Annotated in this window: 22 protein-coding genes; 6 read left to right on the forward strand and 16 right to left on the reverse strand. The window is 66.7% G+C overall.

The features are described 5' to 3' along the window. Position 1: 1 nt before the first annotated feature. The 7 genes from VN634_04505 to VN634_04535 all read right to left on the reverse strand — a co-directional run bounded on the left by VN634_04505 (position 2) and on the right by VN634_04535 (position 7415). Positions 2 to 907, reverse strand: coding sequence for a 1,4-dihydroxy-2-naphthoate polyprenyltransferase (locus tag VN634_04505; GenBank protein HXC50122.1), 906 nt, complete (start codon positions 905 to 907; stop codon positions 2 to 4). Positions 908 to 928: 21 nt separating this feature from the next. After that, the gene (menB, locus tag VN634_04510; protein ID HXC50123.1) at positions 929 to 1747 is read right to left on the reverse strand and encodes a 1,4-dihydroxy-2-naphthoyl-CoA synthase; all 819 of its coding nucleotides are present in this window, start codon (positions 1745 to 1747) and stop codon (positions 929 to 931) included. 7 nt (positions 1748 to 1754) lie between these two features. Further along, a complete protein-coding gene (gene menH / locus VN634_04515) occupies positions 1755 to 2588 on the reverse strand; it encodes a 2-succinyl-6-hydroxy-2,4-cyclohexadiene-1-carboxylate synthase (protein ID HXC50124.1) in 834 nt (277 codons plus the stop codon). Then, positions 2588 to 4504, reverse strand: coding sequence for a 2-succinyl-5-enolpyruvyl-6-hydroxy-3-cyclohexene-1-carboxylic-acid synthase (gene menD, locus VN634_04520; protein HXC50125.1), 1917 nt, complete (start codon positions 4502 to 4504; stop codon positions 2588 to 2590). Before menD ends, menH begins: the two co-directional genes overlap by 1 nt. Before the next feature lie 49 nt (positions 4505 to 4553). Then, complete coding sequence (locus tag VN634_04525; protein HXC50126.1) at positions 4554 to 5852, reverse strand: isochorismate synthase; 1299 nt, start codon at positions 5850 to 5852, stop codon at positions 4554 to 4556. 91 nt (positions 5853 to 5943) lie between these two features. Next, positions 5944 to 6645, reverse strand: coding sequence for a ubiquinone/menaquinone biosynthesis methyltransferase (locus VN634_04530; protein HXC50127.1), 702 nt, complete (start codon positions 6643 to 6645; stop codon positions 5944 to 5946). After that, positions 6642 to 7415, reverse strand: coding sequence for a MerR family transcriptional regulator (locus VN634_04535; GenBank protein HXC50128.1), 774 nt, complete (start codon positions 7413 to 7415; stop codon positions 6642 to 6644). Before VN634_04535 ends, VN634_04530 begins: the two co-directional genes overlap by 4 nt. 346 nt (positions 7416 to 7761) lie before the next feature. Between VN634_04535 and VN634_04540 the strand changes: the two genes are divergently transcribed. Next, positions 7762 to 10314 (forward strand): Ig-like domain-containing protein, encoded by a 2553-nt coding sequence (locus VN634_04540; protein HXC50129.1) that lies wholly within the window; start codon positions 7762 to 7764, stop codon positions 10312 to 10314. Between the two features lie 134 nt (positions 10315 to 10448). Then, positions 10449 to 10811: a hypothetical protein gene (locus tag VN634_04545; protein ID HXC50130.1), complete on the forward strand. Its 363-nt coding sequence runs from the start codon at positions 10449 to 10451 to the stop codon at positions 10809 to 10811. Positions 10812 to 10829: 18 nt separating this feature from the next. Here VN634_04545 and VN634_04550 read toward each other — a convergent pair whose 3' ends face one another. Both VN634_04550 and VN634_04555 read right to left on the reverse strand, forming a co-directional pair. Next, positions 10830 to 11783 (reverse strand): aldose 1-epimerase, encoded by a 954-nt coding sequence (locus tag VN634_04550; protein ID HXC50131.1) that lies wholly within the window; start codon positions 11781 to 11783, stop codon positions 10830 to 10832. Beyond that, on the reverse strand, positions 11784 to 13739 hold the full coding sequence (locus VN634_04555; GenBank protein ID HXC50132.1) for a right-handed parallel beta-helix repeat-containing protein: 1956 nt from the start codon (positions 13737 to 13739) through the stop codon (positions 11784 to 11786). A gap of 142 nt (positions 13740 to 13881) precedes the next feature. Here VN634_04555 and VN634_04560 point away from each other — a divergent pair, with 142 nt between their 5' ends. Continuing rightward, a complete protein-coding gene (locus VN634_04560) occupies positions 13882 to 15021 on the forward strand; it encodes a pyridoxal-phosphate dependent enzyme (protein ID HXC50133.1) in 1140 nt (379 codons plus the stop codon). Positions 15022 to 15029: 8 nt separating this feature from the next. After that, positions 15030 to 15419 (forward strand): nuclear transport factor 2 family protein, encoded by a 390-nt coding sequence (locus VN634_04565; protein ID HXC50134.1) that lies wholly within the window; start codon positions 15030 to 15032, stop codon positions 15417 to 15419. Between the two features lie 44 nt (positions 15420 to 15463). Here the strand turns inward: VN634_04565 and VN634_04570 are convergent, their stop codons facing one another. Continuing rightward, the gene (locus VN634_04570) at positions 15464 to 16405 is read right to left on the reverse strand and encodes a hypothetical protein (GenBank protein ID HXC50135.1); all 942 of its coding nucleotides are present in this window, start codon (positions 16403 to 16405) and stop codon (positions 15464 to 15466) included. Between the two features lie 183 nt (positions 16406 to 16588). Here VN634_04570 and VN634_04575 point away from each other — a divergent pair, with 183 nt between their 5' ends. Beyond that, positions 16589 to 17056 (forward strand): peroxiredoxin, encoded by a 468-nt coding sequence (locus tag VN634_04575; protein HXC50136.1) that lies wholly within the window; start codon positions 16589 to 16591, stop codon positions 17054 to 17056. Positions 17057 to 17087: 31 nt separating this feature from the next. On the opposite strand, the gene VN634_04580 is transcribed toward VN634_04575, so the two are convergent. Further along, the gene (locus VN634_04580; GenBank protein HXC50137.1) at positions 17088 to 17726 is read right to left on the reverse strand and encodes a helix-turn-helix domain-containing protein; all 639 of its coding nucleotides are present in this window, start codon (positions 17724 to 17726) and stop codon (positions 17088 to 17090) included. 202 nt (positions 17727 to 17928) lie between these two features. Between VN634_04580 and VN634_04585 the strand changes: the two genes are divergently transcribed. Beyond that, the gene (locus VN634_04585) at positions 17929 to 18771 is read left to right on the forward strand and encodes a hypothetical protein (GenBank protein HXC50138.1); all 843 of its coding nucleotides are present in this window, start codon (positions 17929 to 17931) and stop codon (positions 18769 to 18771) included. 78 nt (positions 18772 to 18849) lie between these two features. Here VN634_04585 and VN634_04590 read toward each other — a convergent pair whose 3' ends face one another. The 5 genes from VN634_04590 to VN634_04610 form a co-directional block, all read right to left on the reverse strand. Then, the gene (locus VN634_04590; protein HXC50139.1) at positions 18850 to 19608 is read right to left on the reverse strand and encodes a hypothetical protein; all 759 of its coding nucleotides are present in this window, start codon (positions 19606 to 19608) and stop codon (positions 18850 to 18852) included. Between the two features lie 153 nt (positions 19609 to 19761). Then, positions 19762 to 20712 (reverse strand): patatin-like phospholipase family protein, encoded by a 951-nt coding sequence (locus VN634_04595; protein ID HXC50140.1) that lies wholly within the window; start codon positions 20710 to 20712, stop codon positions 19762 to 19764. A 114-nt stretch (positions 20713 to 20826) separates the two neighbouring features. Beyond that, positions 20827 to 21276 (reverse strand): Hsp20/alpha crystallin family protein, encoded by a 450-nt coding sequence (locus VN634_04600; GenBank protein ID HXC50141.1) that lies wholly within the window; start codon positions 21274 to 21276, stop codon positions 20827 to 20829. A 135-nt stretch (positions 21277 to 21411) separates the two neighbouring features. Next, positions 21412 to 23436, reverse strand: a complete 2025-nt coding sequence (locus tag VN634_04605; GenBank protein ID HXC50142.1) for a hypothetical protein — start codon at positions 23434 to 23436, stop codon at positions 21412 to 21414. Beyond that, positions 23433 to 23924, reverse strand: coding sequence for a hypothetical protein (locus VN634_04610; GenBank protein HXC50143.1), 492 nt, complete (start codon positions 23922 to 23924; stop codon positions 23433 to 23435). Before VN634_04610 ends, VN634_04605 begins: the two co-directional genes overlap by 4 nt. Between the last annotated feature and the right edge of the window lie 213 nt (positions 23925 to 24137).

Genomic DNA, 24137 nt, shown 5'->3' on the forward strand with positions numbered 1-24137 from the left:
ATCACGCGGACACTGCGATCGCCGCAGCCAGCAGCGCGCCGAAAACGAGCTGGAGCCGGGCGGTCTCTGCGAGCGATGCGTTGAGCGCTGCTCCGTGCCGCGTGCGAACGCCGTTCACAGCGCGCCACGCGAGTGGCACCGCAGCAAGCGGCAGGAGCATCGGCGGTCCGAAGCGCGCAAGGAGCAGCAACGGCCACGCCATCGATGCCGCGACCAGCAGCAGGTACTCGATGCGCGTCCGGCGGTCGCCGATGCGAACCGCGAGCGTCCGCTTGCCGGCCGCAGCATCGGTCGGAATGTCGCGCAGGTTATTGACCGCAAGGATCGCGGCCGCGAGCAGCGCAATCGGAACGGACGCGACGAGCGCGCCCGCGTCGACGGCAAGCCGCTGCAGCCAGACCGTTCCGGCTACCGGCACGACGCCGAAGAACAGGAACACGAACGCGTCGCCGAGCCCGAGCGATGCGAGCGGTCTCGGACCGCCGGCGTACGCCCACGCGCAGACGAGCGACGCGACGCCGGTCACGAGAATGGGCATGCCGCCGCGCACGACGAGTGGAATCCCGAGAAGCGCCGCGATCGCGAGCACGACGACGAACGCGCGTCGCATCTCCGCCGCCGAGATCAGCCCTGCCTGCACGGCGCGCGTCGGCCCGAGCCGCGCGTCGGTATCGATGCCGGCTTCGGCATCGAAGCAGTCGTTCGCGAAATTGACGCCGACCTGGATCGCAAGCGCCGACAGCACGGTCGCGGCTGCGATCCATGCATCTCCGGCGCTGCGTGGCGGAGCGAGCGCGAGGCCCACGACGATCGGCACGATGCTCGCCGTGAGCGTGCGCGGCCGCGCGGCGAGCCACCAGTGCTTCCAGCGTGCGCGGCCGCCGGCGAGTGCGCGTGTCGCGTTCATCGGTACGGGGCGGCCCGCGACCTACGGCAGGCGCCGGAACTTCGAGAAATCCGGCGGCCGCTTCTCGACGTACGCGTTGCGACCCTCCTGGCCTTCCTCGCTCATGTAGAACATCAGCGTGGCGTTTCCGGCGAGCTCCTGGATTCCCATCTGGCCGTCGAGCTCGGCGTTGAACGACGACTTGAGGCAGCGAAGCGCGAGCGGGCTCAGCTCGAGCATCTCGCGGCACCACTGGACGGTCGTCGACTCGAGCTCGGCGAGCGGAACGACGGTGTTGACGAGACCCATCGCGAGCGCTTCGGCGGCATCGTACTGCCGGCAGAGGTACCAGATCTCGCGCGCTTTCTTCTGACCGACGATGCGCGCGAGATAAGACGCGCCGAGGCCGCCGTCGAAGCTGCCGACGCGCGGACCGGTCTGACCGAAGCGCGCGTTGTCGGCGGCGATCGTCAGGTCGCAGACGACGTGCAGCACGTGACCGCCGCCGATCGCCCAGCCTGCGACCATCGCGACCACGGGCTTCGGAATGCTGCGGATCAGCCGCTGCAGGTCGAGCACGTTCAGCCGCGGCACGCCGTCCTTGCCGACATAGCCCTGGTCGCCGCGCACGCGCTGGTCGCCGCCGCTGCAGAACGCGTTACCGCCTTCGCCGGTCAGGATGATGACGCCGATCTCTTCGTCCTCGCGCGCGCGTGCGAACGCATCCAGCAGCTCCATGACCGTCTGCGGGCGAAACGCGTTGTGGACTTCCGGCCGGTTGATCGCGACGCGGCCGATGCCTTCGGCTTTCGCGAACGTGATGTCTTCGTACGGGCGGATGGTCTGCCATGCGATGGTCATGTCCGATTCATTCTCCATGGGCGTGGTGGTGCGCATCCGCACCGTGATGCGCGAGGAATTCGTCGACGATCGCGAGGTACTCGTCGGGCTTTTCGAGGTGGACGTTGTGGCCGGCGCCCTCGACGATCACGAGGTGGGCGTGCGCGAAAAGCGGCTGCATCGCACGCGCGATGGCGACATAGGCATCGTCGAGCGCGCCGGCGATCAGCAGCACCGGCGCCGTGATCTTGCGGACGTGATCTCCGAGCCAGTGCTGCGCACCGGTTCCGGCATGGCGGATGCTTCGCGCAAGCGCTTCGGCATCGCCGGCCAGGCGGCGCGCGCGCTGGTCGGCGCGAACCTTGTCTGGGAGCGCTGCCTGCGATGCGAACAGCGGGTGCTGTTCCCACGCGGCAACGAACGCCTCGAGACCGCCGCGCGTGAGGCTGGCCGCGCGGGTTTCGTCTTCGAGGCGACGCGCGGCGCGCGCGGCCTCATCTTCGATTCCGAGTGATCCGCTTTCGAGGATCAGCGATGCGACGCAGCCCGGGCGCGTGACGGCGAAGTACAGCGCGATGCGCGCGCCCATCGAGTAGCCGATGATGTGGCCGGACGTCGATTCGAGCGCTTCGAGGACCGCTTCGATGCGGTGGCACGCCGAATCCATGCTGCAGTCGGCGTCTTCGCGTGCTTCGGCCGCCGGGCCGTGCCCGGGAAGATCGAACACCGCCACGCGCCGACCGCTCTGGAGCTTCGACGCGATCGCGTGCCAGTCATCCTTGCAGCCGAGAAATCCATGCAGCATCAGCACGGGAATGTCGGCGCCGGCATCTTGGGATTTTTGAGGATCGGTCTCTGCCATCATTCTCCTGCGGGAAACGGGACGGTCCCGGTATTCGCGTCATTGCAGCGGGACGGGCCCGGCTGTCTGTCGGATGTGCACGTCCGCGCGGCGCGTTCGAGCTCTTCGAGAGCCGCGCGCTGCACGGACGATACGATGGCGAGATGAGCGGTTCGGCCTGCATCGCCGTCCGTCCGGACCTCGACGAGGGCGGGACCGCAGGCGGCTGCGGCAACGCCGCGAGCGAGCGACGCGTCGAGTGCATCGCGTGTGGTGACGCGCTCGAAGAACTGCGCGCCGAGCCCGCTCACGCGCTCGAAGTCGGTGCCGTGCGGAGTCGTGAACATGCGCTCGAACACGCCCGTCCGGTCGGAGCTCGCCTCGAGTTGCTCGCGCAGCGGGAGGAAGGAGAAGATCCCGCCACCGTCGTTGTTGACGACGACGACCAGCAGCGGAATTCGTTCGCGCGCGCCGAACGCGAGAGCGGCCGCGTCGTGCAGCAGGCTGACGTCGCCGATCACGAGCACGGTCGGGTCGCTGGAAGCCGCGGCGATTCCCAAGGCGGTCGACAGCACACCGTCGATCCCGCTTGCTCCGCGGCTGGCATGGACGCGCAGGCGCACGCCGGACGAGACGACAAACGCGTCTGCATCGCGGACCGGCATGCTGTTGCCGATCACGAGGTTCGCGCCGCCGGTTTTGGCGGCCGCCTCCGACAGGACGGAAACGACCGAACGCAGCACGACGCCGTCGAACAGTACCGATTCGCGGACGAACGCGTGATCGAGAGCAGCGGATGCAATGCGCGAGAGCGACCTCCAGCGTTCGAGCCATTCGCTGCGGCCGCCATCGTCGATTGCGACGCCGCCGGCGACTGGTGCGAGTGCCGCAAGGCTGCTCGAAAGGCCGGCCGCAAATTCGCGCGGGCCGGAGCGCACGACCGTGCTGGCCGCGCGAAACGGATCCGGCCACGCATCGGCATCCGGAGTGACGACGAAATGCTCGGCAGGCCACGCATCTTCGAGCCAGCGCTGAAGGCTCCGCGGCGCCGGCGTCAGCCCGAAGCGAAGGATGCAGTCGGGTAGCAGCATCGCGCGCAGCGATTCGTCGCGCAACAGCGGCTCGCAGCCATCGACCACGTGCGAGCGATCGTGCGCGCCGAAGCGCAGCCCGCTCATCGGATCGGCAACGATTGGCCAGCCGAGCCGGACGGCAAGCGCCGCAATCTCGGCGGCCGGAAGCTCCGGGCCGGCGCACACGATGACGCCGCGCCGCGCAGTCGACATCACTCTCGCGATCGCATCGAGCTCGCCGGTATCCGGACACACGCGACCGCAGACGCTCGTGAACGGCCGGCCTCCGTCGCGTGCGGCGACCGGATAGCGTTCGCGCGACGGGAAGCTGAGATCCGTGAACGGCTCGCGCAGCGGCACGTTCAGATGCACAGGGCCCCCGGCTCCGGACCTCGCTGACCAGATCGCGCGCGACGCGATCGAACGCAGCACGCGCGCGGCTTCCACGGTCTCGCCGAGCGTCGGAACGTCCGAGCTCCAGCGCGCGTGGCTGCCGAACAGACCGCACTGGTCGATGGTCTGCGGCGCTGCGCAATCGCGAAGCTCGGGCGGCCGGTCAGCGGTCAGCAAAACGAGCGCGCCGCCGCCGAGCGACGATTCGCAGACCGCCGGCAGCAGATTGGCAGCGGCGGTTCCGGACGTCGTCACGACGGCGACCGGTGCAGCCGTCGCGCGCGCGATGCCGAGCGCGAAGAATCCCATGCTGCGTTCGTCGGTCAGCACGTGCGAGCGGAGCTCCGACTGCTCGGACATGGCAAGAGCGAGCGATGTCGAGCGCGAGCCCGGTGCGATGCACACGTCGCGGACGCCGCCGCGGAGGAGCTCGTCGACGAGAACGCGCGCGGTAAAAAGCGAGACGCTCATGCCGCGCATTGCCCTCGGACGTTCGTGCTGCGCATTGGGCACTTGATGTTCATGCTGCGCATTCATTGGTCCCGCGTTCGAAGTACGGGAGGATGCTGGCCATCTTGCGTTCGGTTTCGTCGAACTCGCGTTCGGGTGAGGAGCCTTCGACGATGCCGGCTCCGGCCCAGACGTGTGCGGCGTCGGCGTCGATGAGCGCGGCGCGAAGCGCAACGGCCAGCTCTCCGTCTCCGGATGCGCCAATCCAGCCGATGCCGCCGCCGTACCAGCCGCGATCCGGCTCCTCGGCTGCGAGCCGCCGGCATGCATCCTCGCGCGGAGCGCCGCAGACCGCGGGCGTCGGATGCAGCCGCTCGGCAATCGAAAGCAGGTGCGACGTTTTTCCGGGTGCGAGTCGCGCCCGGATCGGCGTGTGAAGGTGATGCGCTTCCGGCAGCCGCTGAACGACCGGCTGCTCCGGGACATCGATCTCGCACGCGAACGGCGCGAGCGCATCGCGGATCGCATCGGAGACGATGCGATGCTCGCGCTGGTCTTTCGGTGACGCGAGAAGCTCGCGTGCGAGGGCTTCGTCGTGCGCGGCACTGTGGCCGCGACCGGCGCTTCCCGCCAGAGCATCGGCGTCGATGCGGCCCTGGTCGAGACGCAGCAGGCGCTCCGGGCTCGAACCGGCAAACGCGCGGCCGTTCCAGCGCACGAGGAACGTAAAGCAGGACGGTCTTGCCTCGGCGAGCGCACGCACGAGGAGCGCGATCGGCGCGCGGCAGCGGGCGGTATGACGACGTGCAAGCACGACCTTCTCGATCTCGCCGGCGCGAATCGCATCCACTGCCGAGCTCACGCGACGATGCCAGTCGCTTGCCGGCTCGTCTGCGGCGGCGAAGCTCGTGGAACGGCCATCGCAAGGAGAGACGCCGTTGCAGGCGAGCAGCGACGCCGGCGTCTGCGCACGGCCGGCCGCATAAGCGACGATCATCCTGGTGACTGCGCCGCGCCGCACCCACAGCATGCGCGGCACGAACAGCCGCAGCGGCGGGAATCCCGTCCATGTCGGACCGGGCGCGGCATCGTCGAACGCAAACCCGCCGACGGCAAGCGGCCAGTCGCCGTCGACGTCGTCGATGGTCGCGCGCAGCGACTCGAGCTGTGCAATGGCGTCCCGGAAGCGCGTGCGTCCGGACGACTCGACGACGGCAACTGCGCCGAGCGCAGCAATCTCGACATCGCGCTCGTCCGATCGCCAGTAGAACGCCGGTTCGCCGGGCGCGAGCTCGATGGCGTCGAGCGGATCGCGGGTCGCGGTCTCGGCGAGCAGCTCGCGGCGGATGCGCAGGGGACGGCTGATCATTTTAAGTTCGCCTGACGGCTCACTCTGAGGTTCGCCTGACGGATCACCCTGATGTTCGCCTGGCGGACCACTCTGGTGTTCGCCTGATGGCTCATTGAACCTGCTCGACGCGCACGGCGGTCACGATCTGCACGGCGCCGAGCATTGCGCTCTCTCGGTCGACGGCGGCGAAGCCGGCATCGGCGAGCATCGTCCGCATCGTCGGCCACGGCGGAAGGTAGACGGCCGATTCCGGAAGGTACGAGTACGCCTTGCGATCGGCGAGCAGGCTGCCGACGAGCGGCACGACGCGATCGAAATACACGGAATGCCCGAGACGGATCGCGGCGTTCTCCGGGCGGTCCACTTCGACGATCGCGAGCCGGCCGCCCGGCCGCAGCACGCGCGCCATTTCGCCAAACGCCGGCGCGAGCGACGCGAAGTTGCGAAGCGCGAATCCGCAGACGACGGCATCGAATGCGCCGCTGCGAATCGGAAGCCGCATCGCATCGCCGCGCACGAGCAGGCCGGCAAGGCCGCGAAGCGACGCGTGATCGAGCATGCGCGCCGCGTAGTCGGTTGCGACCACGCCGGCGCCGCGGGCCAGGCACATCTCGGCGAAGTCTCCCGTGCCGCAGGCGACGTCGAGCACGAGGTCATCGGCGCCGACGCCGATCCTGTCGAGCGCGCGGCGACGCCATTTCTGGTCGAGGCCGAACGTCAGCAAGCGGTTCATGCGGTCGTAATGCGGCGCGATGCGGTCGAACATCGCTTCGACGACGGCGGCTTTTTCGGCGGGCGAGGGAAGCGTCACTGCCAACTGACCTTGAGCTTGGTGCGCGCGGCGACTTTGAGCGCATACGACAGCGTCGTCGCGTCGCCCTTTTTCTTGAGGCGGCGAAGCGCCTGGTTGACGAGCACGCGCTGGAAATGATGGGCGACGACCGCGGTGACCAGCGGGAGCAGCTCGCGGAACGCTGCGGCCACCTGCTCGCCGTTTTCCCCGCCGTCGGCGGACGCGTCCGCGCCGCGCTTCTTGCGGACGTAATCGTCGAACAGGTCGATGGCGCTGTCGCAGGTCTTGCGGATCGCGCGGTCGTGCCGGACGGCCAGCGCGAGCAGCTTCGTCAGCGGGAATCCGTAGCTCAGCAGCCGGATCGCGCCGCGGGCCGCGGCCAGGTCACCTTCGGTGTAGCGGCGCTTGCCGTCGTCGGTCTCCTGGCCCTCGGCCAGGCCGGCCTCCTCGACCGAACGGATGAGGGCCGGGGGCACGCCGAGCTGGCGGGCGAGCTCGTCTCCTGAGTAAGCGGGTCCATCGGTCTCTTCTTCGAGCGCGGCCAGCAGCGCAGTGTCGCTGGCGGCCGGTCCGGACTCGCGATCGAGCAGCAGCCGGATGGCCTTGAGTGACAGGCCTTTCGACGCCATCGATCGGATCAGGCGCAGCCGGTCGAGATGCTCCGGAGTGTAAACGGCCTTTCGCCCGGACCGTGCCGGAGGCTGTAAGAGCCCGCCAGACTGATAGAAACGCAGCGTATCGACCGAGATCCCGGCCGCCGCCGCAAGGTCCGAAACATCGTACTGCATGAGTCCAGACTCTTAGAGTGTTTACTCGAAAGGTCAACGCTTGCCACACCCGGCTGCGTACTACTGACATGAAAGTAAACTTTTTTCTGGAACCGTATTGATGCTGACACCGGGGTAAGTATAGGTTCTGTCCCAGACAAAACGTCCGCGTTTCCGGGAGGGCCGTTCGATGACGAAGTTTTCTCCGCCGCTAGTGGCGATGGCGATTCTCGGTCTGGTAACGGTCCCAAAAGTTTCGGCCCAGGTGCCCCCTCCCCCAACCTCGGCCGAAAGAGGGTCGGCGCCGGTCATACTGACTGGCGCCGACCTTCCTTCATGGTCTCACCTCGCCGCCACCATCGTCTGCATGCCCTGGCCGTACGGCGCACTGATCGGCGACCGCAACGCGCATAGCGGCACGGCGGTCGTTCCTCCCGACGTTCGCGCGGGCGTTGTGCCGCAGGACATCGCGGCGTTTCGCTGGAATGGCTCCTCGTTCGAAGAAATCCCGGTACAGGTCGACGAGGTGATGCCGTACTGCCTGTCGAACATCAATTCGGACTTCGGCCTCTACTCCGGTACCGACAAGGAATTCAGCTACGCGTGGGATGTCGAGAGCTGGAAGAAAGTCTCCGGCGTCTGCTCTGCGGAGTATCCGGAAGGTGAGACGGCAACGCCGGATCCCGCCGGCATGCTCGACGACGACGACGAGATCGTCTTCATGGCGTCCGACGCAGGCGACGTCGCGCCGGTCGGAGCTTCGTTTCCTCCCGACGTCTCCTCGGTGCACGCGGTTGCCGTCATCGATCCGCTCGCGCCGAGCTCGCCGCACTTCGTATATCTCGCCGTTCGTCCCGGCGGCTCGACGTTCACGAGCGACAACGGGCTCGTCGACTACGCCAGAGACGCCAACGCGGACGAGTGGATCGACCGGTACGACTTCGCCGACGACGATCCGGAAAAAATCGGCTCGAGCAACACCGGTTATGGCCCGAACCTTTCCGGCACGGTCTGCGACGGCGGCCTGGTGCCGCGCGCGTCGACCGACCGCTTCCCGCGCGACGGCGTAACCGTCAGCACAGACAAGTATCAGTTCCGCGCGAGCGGCCGCTGGATGATCCGCGGCATGCGGATCGCCAAGCCCGACGCACCGGGAGACTACGGTCCCGACCTGATCGACCGCTGGAAGGGCCGCGCATTCCAGCAATCGCCCGACTCGACGATCTCCGTCGTCGGTTTCGAAGACGAGCAGGTCAACTGGGAAGCCAACTCCGCGCTGCTCGGTGAACGGATGGGTCCGGTGCGCGCGATCCGCGAGATCTGGGGCGCCGACTCCGGCACCAACGTGACCAACACCGAAACCTTTTACCGCGACGCCGTCACGTACCGATACCACGTGCGCGTGCATCCGATACCTCCCGACGGCCTGTACACGTCGTGGGATTACAACCACGGCGTCGCGGTAAAGTACTACAACACGCTGAAGACCGACGGGGTCGACATCGACGGCGTCAACGACGACACCGGCAACATCGACGCGGTGAACGGCCAGCCGGCGTTCTTCGACCTTCCGGATCCGTCGTTCAACATTCCGTCCGCCCTGCTGAACTGGGAAGAGGTCTCCGGCGCCGGCGATGCGGGCTCGCTCGTCTACATCATCGAGATGAAGGGCGCGACGACGCTGGTGAACTCGGCGGTGGTGCCGTACTACCGCGACGACGCGTGCCTCGACGACGGCACCGGCGATGATCCGGTTCCGCGGCCGTGGCCCGGCGAAGCCAGCACCGACCAGCGCGTGAAGGACGGATACTCGGCCCTTGCCGGCGGCACGCCGTACGATCAGCTCGCGTGCTCGCAGAAGCAGGGCGCGTGGGGCGCGCACGGCATTCACTATTTCGTCACCGGCGATACCGACAACGTCTTCACGCCGGAGACCGTCACCGAAATCGACGCGATGCAGTGGCAGTTCGCCGTGCCGACCTCCGAGCCTACCAATATCGGCCAGGCATATGGCGACAACGTGCGCATTCCGCTGCAGACCGTTGCGATCGATCTGGCGAGCGCGCCCGTCAGCGTGCCGCCGCAGGCATCGGACGCCAGCGCGACCACGCAGCAGAACAAGCCGGCCGATGTCGTGCTCGCCGGGGCGGACCTCGACACCTGCGAGCTCACGTTCCGCATCGTCGATCCGCCGGCATCCGGACAGGTCGGAGCGATCTCCGGCCTCGCATGCTCGGCGGCTACGCCGAACACCGACACCGCGACCGTCACTTACACGCCGAACGCCGGATTCATCGGCAGTGATTCGTTCACGTACGTGGTCGGTGACAGCACGAGCGAATCGCAGCCGGCCACCGTCTCGATCACGGTTACTCCGCCGCCGCCGCCGTGTTCGGGCGGGCCGCGAACCGGCTGCCGCGTCTCGACGAAGTCCGGCAAAGGCCAGGTCCGGCTGAGCGACGCAGACGACACCGAGGACGATTCGCTGTCGTGGAAATGGCTCGCGGGCGAGCAGACCGACGTCGCCGACTTCGGAGACCCCGCGGCGACAACCGACTACGAGCTGTGCGTGTTCGATGCGTCGGGCACGGCGGTCGCGTACGTCCAGTACGACGCGGCCGAAGACTGCGGCGGCAAACCCTGCTGGCGCAGCACCAGCTCGGGTTACGGCTTCAGCCGGCGCGTCGAGGACGAAGACGGCACCAAGAGCACGGCCAAGCTGACGCTCCGGGCCGGAGCGCAGGGCAAGGCGAAGATCACCGCCAGCGCGACCGGCGGGCTCCTGTCGGTCGGCGGACTTCCGCCCGAGCAGCCGGTCGTCGTCGAGCTCCGAGCCAAGGACGGAGCGTGCTGGCAGGCGACGTTCAGCGAGCCCGCTTCAGTATCCGAAGCCGGTTCATTCGAAGATCGCGCGGACTGAGATCTTCATCAGATTTTCCTGGACGGCGCAGGCCCGGTTTCGTGAAAACCGGGCCTGCGCTCGTTTGCGGAGTGCAACGCAGCAAAGTTCGACCGCTGCGTTGCGACCGAAACGTGTGCGCATCTTCCGATTGCGTGCGCTTTCTGCTGCATGGCGTCTTGCTGTTTGCCCATCGCCCGATTCTTACTGGAAAAAAACGAACGGCATTGGTTCGACGCGTGCGCGATACTCGCGAGCGCGGCGAACGAAACAGGAAATGGGGGCGGACGAGCGCGATGCGCAAAACAACGAACGTGAGCGAAGCGGAAAATCTCTGGAAGGCGGCGGGGCAGGCCGCGTTGATCGGACTTGCCGGCGCGGCGGCGATGCTGGCAACGGAAATGATGCTGTTCCCGGGCCTTGTGCGCGCGGGCGACGCCGCGGTTTCGTGCTCCGCGGCCTGCGGTGCAAATCCGGCGGTGAGCGCGGCGAGCGCGGGACCCGACGCCGGGAATTGACGGGCCAGGGTCGCCCGTTCAGCCGAGAACGCGCACGCGGAACGTCGCTTCGAACGGCCGGCCGCGCTCCGCAACAGGAAAACCCCTGCCTGCGCCAAGCGCGTTGGCCGGTGCCGTCATCGGCTCGATGCAGAAAAATTCCGCGCCGGCCGGCGCGAAGATCTGCACGTACGGATAGCCCTCGGCCAGCTCGACCTCGATCCGCCTGCCGCCGCCTTCGATCGCGAACACACCGGGAGGGATGATTCCGGTGAATCCGTCATCGTAGGTGCGACCTGCGAGCGGCGCGCGCGGGATCGTCACGTCCTCCATCTCACCGGTTGGAATCGAGCGCGCATCGAGTACCAGGCGCCGGCGCACCGGCAGCTCGACGATCCAGCTTTCGCGCCGGATTCCCGGCAGCTGGAAGTACGGATGATACCCGAACGAAACCGGAACCGGCCGCTCGCTGGTCGCTTCGATCGTGGTCGTGACGGCAAGCTCGGCCGACGAGAGCGAGATCCGCATCGTCACGTCGTGTGGAAACGGGAAGCTCGCGAGGAGCGCCGGCGATTCGAAACGGAAGCGGGCGGTAAGCAGCGCGGCGGTCGCGGACGATGTCTCGCTCGTGATCTCCCAGGGCGTGCGGCCGCCGAGCAGTCCGTGATTGGGAAGACCGTTGGCATCCCTTGCGACGCGCGCGCCGGCCTCGCCGTCCGTGGAGAGATCGACTCGCGCACCGCAGGCTTCGTACGTGTCGCCCGACAACCGGTTGGCCCACGGATGCAGGAACGGGATGCCGCAGGTCTTTGCGCGCTCGGCGTACGCCGCGATCCCGGCGCGAAGGTGCAGAAGCTGCTCGCCGTCGTGCACCAGCGACGTGCACAGCATGTTGAGCGTCGGCAGGAACGTCGCATCGAGCCGCCTGTCGGGCGACACGAGGGTCCGGGCCGGGAAGTCGGCTTCGCTCGCGTGAAGGATCCGCGCGGTCACTCAGCGGCAGTCGAGCGCTGCCGCCGATCCTTCGCAAACGGGCGACGAGCTTCCCGGGGTGTTCCATTCGAGGGCCCCGCATTCGTCCGTGTTCCCGAGTACGAGCGACGTGCGAACCGCCGTCGCGGAGGGCAGCGTCGCGCTGGAGTCGCTCCTCGCCTTGATCGTGACGCGCAGGCGTCCGTCTTCCGAGCTGCTGCGATCCTTGACGATGGCCTTGGTGACGCCCGCGACCGTTCCGTCGCGGTCGCTGTACTTCCATGTGGTGCCGGCCCCGTTCACGGTCCATGCGGCGCCGCCGGGGAGCAGCGCATCGAATGCGCCCGCACCGGATGTCGAATCGAGCAGGAAATGGATTCCGCTCGCCGGCGGATCGATGCCGGCCCACGGTTTCGGGATGACGACTTCCGCGGAGAACTTGACGTACAGCGGAGTCGCGCGCGCCTTGACGCGTGCGCGCTCGAGCTCGATTCCGCTTTCGCAGAGCGGCGCATTGCTGCACTGACAGCCCGTGCAGACCTGGCCGCCCGTGCAGTCGCCGTCTGACTCGCACTGCTCGCTGCCGCAGATGGCCTGATCGCCGCAGACCGGATCGGCCGCTGCGCAGATGCATCCGAGGCACGCCGTACACGGATCGGAGCACGACGGCAGACCGGGCTCGCCGCAGACCTCTCCGGCGTCGATGTTGCCGTCGTTGCAGTTCGGGAGCTGGGCTTCGTATGCACCCATGTCGTATCCGCCGCCGACCGGACGGCCGCCGCCGTCGATGTCGGTTCCCGGCGCGCCGGTCGCGGTACCCGCGTCGATCGCCGGCGACGACGGCAGCAGGTGAAAATCGCTCGCCGGATTGAAGAAATGGTCGGTGGGCGTTGCCAGGAACGAATGCGCGTCGCGCCCGGCCGCCTGCCACGTCGCCAGCGAGATCACCGTGTCGCCGCCGTCGGTGCTGAAACGGTTCATCAGCGAATTGTAGTCGGACGTGAAGCCGCTGAGGCTCGACGAATCGATCGTGATCACGCCGCGGAACGAGTGATAGTTGTACAGGATGTTGTTACGAATCGTATTGCCCGTCGATCCGCCGCTGATGTTGATGCACCAGCGTCCGTTGGACGCGTTGATGATCGTGTTGTTGATGACGAGATTGCCCGTCGCTCCGGTCGCACCGTCGATCCTGTACAGGCTGATGCCGCTTGCGTGATTGTCATACAGCAGATTGTTGCGCACGACGCTGGTGACGACGCCGTCCATGTTGATTCCAGAGCCGCCCGCGACGCCGTTGCCGTGAATCACGTTGTTCTCGACGAGCGCGTCGGAGATGGTTCCGTCGCCTCCCTGCGATTCGTCGCCGTTCATGTGGATGCCGTTGGCGTTGTTGTCGTGCGAATGGTTGCCGCGGATCACCGGCCGGTCGCCGCTGTTGGACACGTAGATTCCGTGTTCGTCGATCGAGCCGAACGTCTCGTTGTTCTCGATCAGCAGGTCGTCGACGAAACCGGTGAAGATTCCCCAGCGGCCATTGGTGCCGCACGTGCAGTTGCGCACCGTGATGTGGTGCGAGACGGCGGCGCGGATGCCGGCGCGCGTGCGGTTGCTCGACGTGAACCCGTCGATCGTGATGTACGCGGCGTTCTCGATGTTGATGCCGTCGGGCGTCTCCGGATTGTCGCTGGTGATGTGCACGTTCGGCCCGGATGCAGCGAATTCGATCGGCGAGCCGGCTGTCGCAACTATGCGGACGTCGAAGCCCGCATAGTTGCCGTCGGCTACGTGCACGGTATCGCCGGGCACGACCGTGTCGGCGGCTTTCTGCAGCGTCGCCCATGCGGCGGCGGGCGTCATGCCGTCGGCGGCGTCGTTTCCGCCTGGCGCAACGTAGCGATCGGCGGCATGCGCCGGTGGAGACAGTACAGCAGCAAGGATCGCGGCGACCGCGATCCGTTTCGAGATGACTGGCATGAGATCCCCCTCCGCGAGGACCGAGTGTGGCTCGGCGGGCGGTCTTCGCGCAAGGGCAAGTCGGGGAAGTTCCGGCACGCCGGCGCGAAAACCGGACAAGTCGCGGTTTCCCGCGTCGCGCACGGGCGGATAGCCTTACGCCGTGAGCACTGAACATGTTTTCAACGGTCGATGGCGGCCGCTGTTCGAGCGCTTTGCGCGTCTCGGCGAACGGATCCCGCTCGTGGAGCTCGCCGATCTGCCGACGCCCGTGCGGCTGCTCGCGCATCTCGGCAATGCCATCGATGTCCGCCAGCTGTGGCTGAAAGACGACGGTCTCAGCAGCGCGCACTACGGCGGAAACAAGGTTCGCAAGCTCGAGCTGCTGCTCGCCGCCGCAACAGCGCGCGGCGCCCGAACCGTGATGACGTTCGGTTACGCGGGTTCCAATCACGCAACCGCAACTGCCGTGCACGCGGCGCGGATCGGCCTCGGCAGCATCTCGATGCTGCTTCCGCAGGAGAACGCGGCGTACCTGCGAAAGAACCTTCTCGTCAGTGCGTCCGTCGGCGCCGAGATCCACGAGTATCCGTCGCAGGTCGCTCTGGCGGCGGCAGCGGCGCTGACGCTCGTGCGGCGCCGTGTTCGCGACGGCTCGATGCCGTTCGTGATTGCGCCTGGCGGATCGTCCGAGCTCGGCACGATCGGATTCGTCAACGCGGCGTTCGAGCTTGCCGCACAGGCGGGCGAAGGGCTGCTGCCGCTGCCCCGCCGCATCTACGCGGCGGCCGGAAGCCTCGGTACGGTCGTCGGGCTCGGCATCGGATTTGCTGCGCTCGCTCTGCCGGTTCGCATCATCGGCGTACGGGTCGTCGACGAGCGGTTCGTCAATCCGGCGCGCGCGCAGTCGCTGTGGCAGAAAACCGTGCGGCTTCTGCGCTCCAGCGACGCTTCGTTTCCCGAGGTCGGCAGCTTTGCCGACCATGTCGAGCTGCGCAGCGAGTTCTTCGGCGGGCTGTATGCGCGTGTCACCGAAGCCGGCGAGGAAGCCCGCGCGCTTGCGAGCGCGCACGAAGGCCTCGATCTCGACATCACGTATACGGCCAAAGCCCTCGCCTGCCTGATTGCCGACGCGCGCGCAGGGCGGATCGGCGACGATCCGGTGTTGTTCTGGAACACCGTCAGCGCAGCCCCTGCCGATTCTCTGCCCGCCGGCGCTGCGCCCGAGGATCTGCCGCGGCGGCTGCAGCGTTATTTCGACCGGACGACGGGTTCTTCCTTCGCCGCCGCGTCCGGGAAATGATCCGCGCCATGAGCAACTCCCCATTGGCCGCCTGGCACGAGCTCGTAAAAACGAAGAACAGCGACGGGATCCTTCCGCTGCTTGCCGACGACGTCGTATTCTTCTCTCCGATCGTACACACGCCGCAGGCAGGCCAGGCGTTGACGCTCCTGTACCTGACCGCCGCTGTCCATGCGTTCGGCAACGATACGTTCCGCTACGTTCGCGAAATCGTCGGCAACCGCGACGCCGTTCTCGAATTCGAGGTGACCGTCGACGGCATCCGCGTAAACGGCGTCGACATGATCCGCTGGAACGACGACGGCAGGATCGTCGAGTTCAAGGTGATGCTGCGTCCGCTGAAGGCGATCAACCTGATGCACCAGAAGATGGCGGCCATGCTCGAACAGCTCGGCTGAGCGTTCGCATCGGGGCCGGCGGTCGGTTTGCATCTGCGGTGCCGTCACCGCACCGGTTGCCTGCCGGAATCCACCTTTCGGATCAGCTTCTCGACGCGCTCTTCCACTTCGTGAATTTCATGACTGCCGAGGCCGAGCTGAATGCGGTTGCCGCGCCGTGCGAAGCCGTCCTCGATCTCCGGCTCGAAAGGTGCTTCGGGCGCAACGACGTGCAGCATGCCGGCGTTGTCGACCTCGAGCTCGGCGACGACGGCCAGCGCGCGGATCGTCTTCTTGTCCACCTTGCGCAGGCGATCGACTGTCTCGCGGCGAAGCCATGGCACACGGATCCGGAACCAGTTGTTCACGTTCAGGTTCCACGGAAGCAGGTCGAACGCCATGCCGTTGTCGACCGCATACGAGCGCGGGTCGCTCGCGTCGGTGGACACCAGGATGTTTCCCTGATGACCGTCGCGATGACCGATCACATAGGTCAGTACGTTCAGATCGGCCAGGTAGCGGGCGTAAAGCGGATCACTGCGGAAGCGCTTCTTGTCGTACGCGTCTTTCGGCGCCGTCACGTCCTCGAGCCAGACGGCGACGGTGCCGAGCACGCAAGACGAGCCCGCAAGCGTCGGCTTCGAATCGGCTTGAAAGGAACGGATCTTCTCCAGCGCAAAGCAGCGGGGCTCGATCGTCGGAACCACATAGTCGTTTTCATCGAAGAGCCATCGCTGGATTTCGTAAGTGGCGAGCTCTCTGCGCGGCGAATTGTTCCAGCCGTCGGCGGTTTCCGGCGGGGCAGACTTCCACTTCGCCTGCAGCGTCTTGCCGTCGGAAAAAGCGATCGCGAGCTTCCAGGCGCCGGTCACGCCGCTGCCGGCAGGCTTGGCCTCGCGGATTTCGATGTCCTGCTCGCCGAGGCGTTTTTCGAGCTCGGCCGGCGCCATCGGCCAGTTGCGCGGAAGTCCCGCGGCATTCGTCGAGCCCGCGATCGCCAGACACAAAAGAGCGCCTGCAGAAACGAAAGATGCCGGTCGCGCGTTCCGCGCACGGCGCGCCTTGGTGTTGGGAACGATTGCCCGGTAGTCCGCCATGGCACGACGATGACAGACGTCGCGCCTGCCAGCAGCAACCATTGCTTCGGCGCTGTCGGGTGCTGCCATATTTCACCCTGAAGGAGTCGCCCCGTGATCGAAGTCGGAAAGAAAGCCCCCGCGTTCGCACTGAAAGACCAGGATGGCCAGACCCGCCGCCTGTCGGATTACGCCGGGCAATGGGTCGTTCTTTATTTCTATCCGAAGGACGACACGCCCGGCTGCACGATCCAGGCGTGCGAGTTCACGGCCGGCATTCGCCAGTTCGGCAAGCTCGATGCGGTCGTGCTCGGCTGCAGCGGCGACAGTGAGGAAAGCCATCGCAAGTTCATCGCGAAGCACAAGCTCAAGATCACGCTGCTGTCGGATCCTGCGCACCAGACGATGGAGAAGTACGGCGCGTGGGGCGAGAAGAACATGTACGGGAAGAAGACGATCGGCGTGATCCGATCGACCGTGCTGATCGATCCGGCCGGCAAGGTCGTGCGTCACTGGAAGAAGGTGCAGGCCAAGGGGCACGCCGAGTCGGTGCAGACTGCGATCGGGGAAGCGCAGGCCTGACGCTGTCCGATACGACGAGGGCCGCGGCGGACTACTTCTTGTGTTCGAACTCGGCCGCGAGCGCGACGGCGCTGTCGAGCGCGCCCTTCGTGAAGACCAGCACCTGCTCGAAGCTTTCATCGGTCAGCTCGCGCGCTTCGTCGTTGCCGCGCAGTAGGTTCACGAACAGGCGCTCGCGCTCGATCTGCAGCGGCAGGCGCCCGGCCCCCCAGTCTTCGAGAAACTTCGCGACCGCGGGGTTGCTTGTCCGGGTAAGCTTGAGGATCGTCGGCAGAGGATCGTTGCGTGCGACGATGGCCGAGATGCGAAGCACCAGATCAAACGAAAGCGTCTGCGCTCCCGCTTCGACGGCTTCGAGATAGGACGAATCGCGCAGCTCGAGAGCGCGCGCGAGATCGGAGATCGTAAGACCCGCCAGCTCACGAAGCTCGCGAACGTAGTTGCCGGCTTCGCGAGCGAGCTTCCCCGGATGCGCCGGCCCCTGCAGAAGCGGCCGAAGCTTGAGCGGATCGCCGGTCACTTTGAGGAAGAAGTCGATTGCGCTGCCGGCCGCATCTCCGGTCATTGCCGCCAGACCCGACAGCATCGTCAACTCACCGGAGGCAGCCGGATCGGGTTTCTTGTGGCGCGGCCGCTTGCGGCGCGCGCCCTTCGCGTGGTCCTTGCTCATCCGGCGGGGAGCGTTTCAGATTGCGCGATGACACGCCAGCGTGACGCGGCCGCTCCTGCCCATCCCTCCCGAAACTGGTAGAGATGACGCTCGCCACGCGGGATGCGCCGGACCGACGAAAAAGCCGGCTGCCACTTTACGCCCTGAAGCGCGACGCATCGTCGTCGCCTCGCGCAATCGCCGGCAGGCGATGGGGATGCATATGCAAAACACAATCGCCGTCCACGCCGTTTCGTTGTCGCTGCTGCTGCAGGCGAGCATCGCTGCTGCGGTGACGACTGTTCCCGGGTCCTCCAATCCAAACCTCGCAGGTCGCGCCGACGGCTACGCATGCTGCGGCGGCGACTCGGTGCCACAGTCCTCTCCGGCCGCGGTCACCGAAACCGACTTCTCGCCATGCGACGTGCTCAACTTCTCCGCCACGGGAAAGGTAAACTTCGCCGGAGTCCCGGTGACCGGCAACAATCCGGACGGCGAGGGCGCATTCAGCCTGTTGAACTACAACGATGGGATTGCGCCGGCCCTGAACGTCCGTGTGGATGCCCTGGTCGGAGTCTTTCTCGGTCCGGATTCGCCGACCGGATCGCCGACACCCACGCCGATCAGCTTTCAGTCCGGACTGGGCTTTGCATGGTTGGCTCCCGGGATCGGCCAGATGTTCTTCGTCGGTGACGGCCTCACATCCGACAGCAACGCGGGCCTGTTCAACGGCGAGCAGCAGTCGTTCATCGTTCCCGCCGGCGCCACGCGGCTCTTTCTCGGCACGGTCGACGGCGAGGGCTGGTACAACAATTCGGGAAGTTTCTCCGTCGACGTTTCGATCTCGGACAAGCCGTTCGACGAGTGCGGCGATCCTGCGAAACCCGCGGGAATAACCGCAAGCGACGCACTGGTCGCGCTGCGTACTGCGGTTGGAACCGGAAGCTGCCTGGTTTGCACGTGCGACGTCGATGCGTCGGGCGGCATCGTCGCGAGCGACGCGCTGGCCGTGCTGCGGCACGCGGTCGGACTCAACGTGCAGCTTGTGTGTCAGCCCTGCTGCTAGACGCTGCCGGTGCGCCGTCGAAGTGATCCGGCGGATGGGGCGAAAGAGCGCTATTTCAATACCGGCTCTTCACGTCGATCAGGAACAAGCGGGGCAGTTCAAAGTCACCTCGTTACCCACCGCGTAACGCAGCACCGACAGCGCGTCGTTCGTGGTCGCTCCATTGACGCCGTCAGCGTCGCACCGGCACGGATCGCAGCTCTGGATGGCGACCGCGGTGCGCAGCACGAACAGCGCATCGGCTACCGTGACCAGATGAAACGGCTCGGCCGGATCCGCACATTGTCCGGCCGGCGAGATTCCGATCGGATAGAAGAACGGGTCATCCAGGTTGGCGGTGATTTTCGCACTGGGGCCGCCGCCGGTCTTGGTTGCACGCAGCTCGATGCGCGCTGCAACTGCGTCGAGCGGCGACGTCGCGGAACCACCCGTCAGTTTCCACTGCGTTGCGCTTGTTGCGGACGTGCTCGGCGGAATTCCCGGGAGCTCGTTCTCGCATCCGGCATCGCTCGTCCACACGACGACGAGGCCGGCCCGGCCCCCGGCATTGTTCGGAATGTCGAGCAGCACATCGACGCCGTATTCGTACGTGTCGCCGCCGTCGACCGCAATGCACTGGCTGATTGCCGCCGTCGTGACGCTGTCGAGCTCGAACTGGACAGAGCCGGAGATTTCCGATCCGTCGGAGTCCTCCGGCGACCAGCTTGCGGCAGGTGACAAATCCCATCCTCGCAGGTCCTGATCGAAGTAAGAGTTGGTGAATGCGTAAGACGTCGAAGCCAACACGGCCGGGGCGACGACGGACAACGTGAAAAGCGACACCCGCGTAGTCACCATGACGAACCCTCCTGATGGAAGTGCCCGGATTCTAGCTGCGCGAAAAATTTCCGACGAGAGAAACGGATCCGAATCCGCGCCAGGTGAGGGCTGTGGTTTACCCGGAATGGACCGGGTCGTTGTCGCGGTTCTGCGACGACGCAGCGCTGTACGTCAGATCGCGCGACGCCGCGCCAGCGTGGACGAAATCAGGCGACGCAGCGGGCCGGCTTCGCGGCGCTGGCGCGCGGCCGCGATCGACTCGAGGATGGCCGGGACGGCCCTGCGTGCCGCTTCGCGGCCGCACTCGATCGCCTCGGCTCCGCGCAGCAGCTCGAACACGCCGATGTGCTCGGAGCGCGGCGCGATGAATGCGTCGGGCGGATCGACGCGCAGCCGTGCTTCGGCAATATGGGACTGCACGACGGCGCTGCCCTTCGCCAGCACGTCGAGCACTCCGAGCTGGACGGACGGGTTTGCGGCATCCGTCGGCGGGGCGCAGGCCGCGTCCGCGGCTTCGGCCACGTCGGTGCCGGCGTCGAAAAGGTCGTTGGTGAATTCTTCGATGAAACTTCCGATGCGCAGGATGCTCGCTGCAATCACGTAGTCGGCGCCCATCGCGCGCGCGACACTGACCGGAATCGGGTTGACGAGACCGCCGTCGACGAGCACGCGGCCGTGCGTGGTCTGCGGACGGAACACGCCTGGGATCGCGATGCTGGCGCGTACGGCGTCAGCCGTCGGCCCATTGTCGAGCACGACCTCTTCGCCGGTATCGAGATCGGTGGCGACCGCAGCGAAACGCATCGGCAGCGCTTCGATCGTCTCGCCGAAAAACGGCGTGACGAGGTCCATTCCGCGGCGGCCGTCCATGAGACCGCCGCGCTTCCACGTCGGATCGAACAGCTTGTAGAAACGGCTGCGCGTCAGCGACGACATCGCCTCGCTCAGCTCGTTGAGGTGGCCCGATGCGAACGCCGCGCCGACGATCGCGCCGGCACTGGTGCCGGCCACGCAATGGACAGGGATCCCGGCAGCCGCCAGCTCCTGGATCACGCCGATGGCCGAAAGCGCGGCTGCGCCTCCACCTCCGAGTGCCAGACCGATGTGAAGATCCTCGCTCACAACTACAACCCTAGACACAAAACGAGGAAGGCGGCGATTCCTTTCGGGACCGCCGCCTTCGAAAATGCCCGACCGGGCGAACGGGCTTTCAATCCGTACAGCGGGCGCTGACGGTCAGTGCTGGATCTCGATCTTCTTGGCGCCCATCTTCTCCGGCGCCTTCATCGTGATTTCGAGCACTCCATCCTTGCACTGGGCCTTGACGGTCGATGGATCGACGTCCCACGGCAGCGAGATCGAGCGTTCGAACGCGCCGTAGACGACTTCGCGGTAGGTGCGTCCGTTCTCTGCGTTCTCGCTGGAGTCGCGCCGTTCACCCCGAACGGTGAGGCGGTCGCCCTCGACCGAAATATCCAGGGCTTCGCGAGCGATGCCCGGAACATCGAGCCGTACGACGAGCTCTCCTTCGCGCAGGAAAGACTCCAGAGGGGGAACCCACCGTCCGGTAGACACGCCCGGAAGCCACTCGTTGTCGTTACCGAAAAAACGGCCCAGCAGGCTGTCGAACTCGCGATGCAGCGGCGACAGGTCACGGGCCGGGGGTCTCAGGGTAATCGCTCTCATTTCGAAAGATACCTCCGTAAAAGAAGTTTTGCCGTTGGCCCTTTCGAAATAATCACCGCCACTTTCGGCGCAATATGGTCCCTCGAATTTTTTGAGCCGGGTTTTGAGCGGGCAGTCGATGCGCCTCCGGCGACCTCACGGAACGAGCTCGCACGACATCCGCGAGTCCGCGCCGGTGCACTCGAGCGATCCCGCGAAGACGTCGTCGCCGATCGTCAGCGTGACCGTTGCGGCGCCGGCTGCCACATCCGCGAGCGCCGCACCGCGGGCTTTCAGGCCCATCTTGAATGCGTCGTCCGCGCTGCCCTTGAGCTGCGCCTTGGTTATGCCGTCGACCGCCGCGCTCCGGTCGACGTAGCGGAACGACGGCGTCGCGCGCAGCAGATCGGTCATCCTCGATGCCAGCGACGCGGTGTAACCGCCGCTCCCGGCCTGCGTGATCGCAAGCGTGACCGTTTCGACGTCGGGTGCGATCGCAGCGCCCGCCGGAAGATCGAACGCGAGCTTGATGCCGACCTTGTCGTCCTCGTCGCCGGAGCCGGCCTTCACGCGGATGCTCGCGCGTGCGAGGGCGCTCGACGACGGCCCAGGCGTGGCCGGAAGCGCGCACTCGTCGCATCCGGCCGAAAGCGGATCGAGGATGCAGGTGCCGTCGCAGCAGTCGCCGATGCCGTCGTGGTCGCTGTCGACCTGGCTCGGGTTGATCACGCGCGGGCAGTTGTCGTCGCACCCCGCGACGGCGCCGTCACACGACCGATCCCCGGACACACCGCTTGCATTGCCGTCGTCGGCAATGCTGTCGCCGTCGGAGTCGGCGTCCGCGCCTATGGCAATGGCGACGGTCTGCGCCACCGAGCCGCCGACGGAAACCACCAGACGCGCGCTTCCGCTTCCGGCATCGTCGATCACAACCACAGCGCCTGCCGCACTCGTGAGCGACAACGACTCGGTCTTTCCGTTTCCGTCGGTGTTCGGCGAGACGATCGTGGCCGCGCCGCCGAGCGCGAGCGTGACGGAAAGCGCGGACGGCGGATCCGCCACGTTCGAGAACAGGTCGACCGGAAGGATCCGCAGCGAAGTCTGTGAGGTGGCGCCGTCGGCGGGGATCACGATGCGCTCGGCCGGCAGCACGAGCGTGCGCCCGGCGCCCGCGGCCGGTGCAACGCGAAGCCGCGGCCGCGCGCGCGCGACAAACGTTGACGCAGAAGCTTCGGTGAACGCGCGCGCGGAAACGGCGCTTCCACTGACGACGCGGACCTGGTCGGTGGTCGGCTCGCTTCCGCTGACCGAAAGCGCGAACGGCGTGCCGAGCACCGGATCTCCAGGTGCAGGCAGGTAGTTGCGCTCGATGTCCCATTCGAGCTGGCTCGGGGTCGCCGGATCCGGCGCCGGTGCAGCACCGCCGCCGAGAAGATCCTTCGGATCGAGCGGCGGAAACAGAGGCCAGCGGGTCAGGATGAAAGGGCCATCGGTGAAGAGCTTGTTCGCATCGGTTCCGGTCCACGCGCCGGCAACCAGTGCGACGTCGAGCCCGCCGATCGAAGCCGGAGCGGCGATCTCGACGCCGACGCTGTCGAAGAAGCGTCCGTTGTCGAGCGAGCCCATCTGGCGGCCGGCGTACGCGGTGGCTTCCTGCAACTCGAGCGCGTTGTCGGCGCTTCCGTCGGCATTGGTCGGGCCGATGATGCCGTCGCCGTCCAGGTCGGCGAACGCATAGACGGTCGCAGGCCTCAGGTCGAGATCACTCGCCGTGACGACGTTGCCGTACGGCGGCGATCCGGTGCCGTCACTCGCCATCACCGTGAACGAAGCTTCGCCGCCGTCGCCGATGGTGCCGCCGCCTGCGACGACGGTCGTGATGGCCGGACCGCCGGCGGCGCGCGAAGGCGGAGGAATCGATGACGACAGCACAGCGGCGGCGCGCACGACGAGATCGACGTCGCCCGTGATGCCGGTGTTGATCACGTCGTCGGATGTTCCGAAGCGCTTGTCGCCGCCGGGCAGAAGCAGCGGCATTCCGGGAAAGATCGGGTACGCCTTGCCGGTCGAAGGATCGACCGGATCACCGCTCAGCACCTGCTGCGCGAACGACGCGGCCGGCGGAACCGCGGCGGAGAGCGCGAGAAGAGCGAGGAACGCGAGAGCGCCGCTACGTCTCATGCCCCGCCCTCCGAAGACGACTGCGCGGTGTTGCTGAGAAAGGTGCCTTCGCCCGGCAGCGTCACGTAGGCGACGACGCTCAGGTCCCCGGGGGCAAAGATCGCCGGAAGCGACAGCGTCATCTCATGCAGCGCAAGACGCGTGATCGACGCGCCGGCATCGGGCGATCCGGCCGATTCGAGCGCCGCGATCTCGCCGAGGCTGAGCCCGTCGGCAAGGCCTGCGAACGTTCCGGAGACCGCCTGCTCGCCGAAGCGATAGCGCACGAACGACGAGCCCTGGCTGACGACGATGCTGAGCGGATAGTCGATCTGCAGCGCGTCGTCGAAGCCCCAGCTCCCGAGGAGGTCGACGACGCGGGACGGCGATCCGCCGGATGCCGAAGCCTGGCCTATGACCAGCACCGGATCGGTGGACCCCGCACGCACGAACGTCGCGATCGTCAGAAGAGCCAGTGCGCTCCCCACAATCGCGACGGATTTTGTCATCGACAGGAATCTACGGGTTTCGATCACGACGTTCGCCCCCAGAACTTGTGGTATCAGCATCGTTTGCCCAAAGGCCATCCACAGACTTCCGTAACCAAGCAATTTGCGCGCCCGTTCGGCGCGGTAGGTTACGCAAAAGCGCCGTGCGGCGCGCGGGTAAGGAGCGCCGCGCGGCGCGTGGCTCAGGGAGCGCCGCGCGTCGCATCGGTTGCG

This window comes from Candidatus Limnocylindrales bacterium, from assembly GCA_035571835.1.
GTDB lineage: Bacteria > Desulfobacterota > Binatia > UBA1149 > CAITLU01 > DATNBU01.

Bases quoted from the DNA above. Each gene is read 5' to 3' on its own strand.
- menB (HXC50123.1), bottom strand. From the start codon at position 1,747: ATGACCATCGCATGGCAGACCATCCGCCCGTACGAAGACATCACGTTC.
- menD (HXC50125.1), bottom strand. From the start codon at position 4,504: ATGAGCGTCTCGCTTTTTACCGCGCGCGTTCTCGTCGACGAGCTCCTC.
- VN634_04525 (HXC50126.1), bottom strand. From the start codon at position 5,852: ATGATCAGCCGTCCCCTGCGCATCCGCCGCGAGCTGCTCGCCGAGACC.
- VN634_04540 (HXC50129.1), top strand. From the start codon at position 7,762: ATGCCCTGGCCGTACGGCGCACTGATCGGCGACCGCAACGCGCATAGC.
- VN634_04585 (HXC50138.1), top strand. From the start codon at position 17,929: ATGCAAAACACAATCGCCGTCCACGCCGTTTCGTTGTCGCTGCTGCTG.
- VN634_04580 (HXC50137.1), bottom strand. From the start codon at position 17,726: ATGAGCAAGGACCACGCGAAGGGCGCGCGCCGCAAGCGGCCGCGCCAC.
- menH (HXC50124.1), bottom strand. From the start codon at position 2,588: ATGGCAGAGACCGATCCTCAAAAATCCCAAGATGCCGGCGCCGACATT.
- VN634_04590 (HXC50139.1), bottom strand. From the start codon at position 19,608: ATGGTGACTACGCGGGTGTCGCTTTTCACGTTGTCCGTCGTCGCCCCG.
- VN634_04605 (HXC50142.1), bottom strand. From the start codon at position 23,436: ATGAGACGTAGCGGCGCTCTCGCGTTCCTCGCTCTTCTCGCGCTCTCC.
- VN634_04535 (HXC50128.1), bottom strand. From the start codon at position 7,415: ATGCAGTACGATGTTTCGGACCTTGCGGCGGCGGCCGGGATCTCGGTC.
- VN634_04565 (HXC50134.1), top strand. From the start codon at position 15,030: ATGAGCAACTCCCCATTGGCCGCCTGGCACGAGCTCGTAAAAACGAAG.
- VN634_04505 (HXC50122.1), bottom strand. From the start codon at position 907: ATGAACGCGACACGCGCACTCGCCGGCGGCCGCGCACGCTGGAAGCAC.
- VN634_04610 (HXC50143.1), bottom strand. From the start codon at position 23,924: ATGACAAAATCCGTCGCGATTGTGGGGAGCGCACTGGCTCTTCTGACG.
- VN634_04555 (HXC50132.1), bottom strand. From the start codon at position 13,739: ATGCCAGTCATCTCGAAACGGATCGCGGTCGCCGCGATCCTTGCTGCT.
- VN634_04600 (HXC50141.1), bottom strand. From the start codon at position 21,276: ATGAGAGCGATTACCCTGAGACCCCCGGCCCGTGACCTGTCGCCGCTG.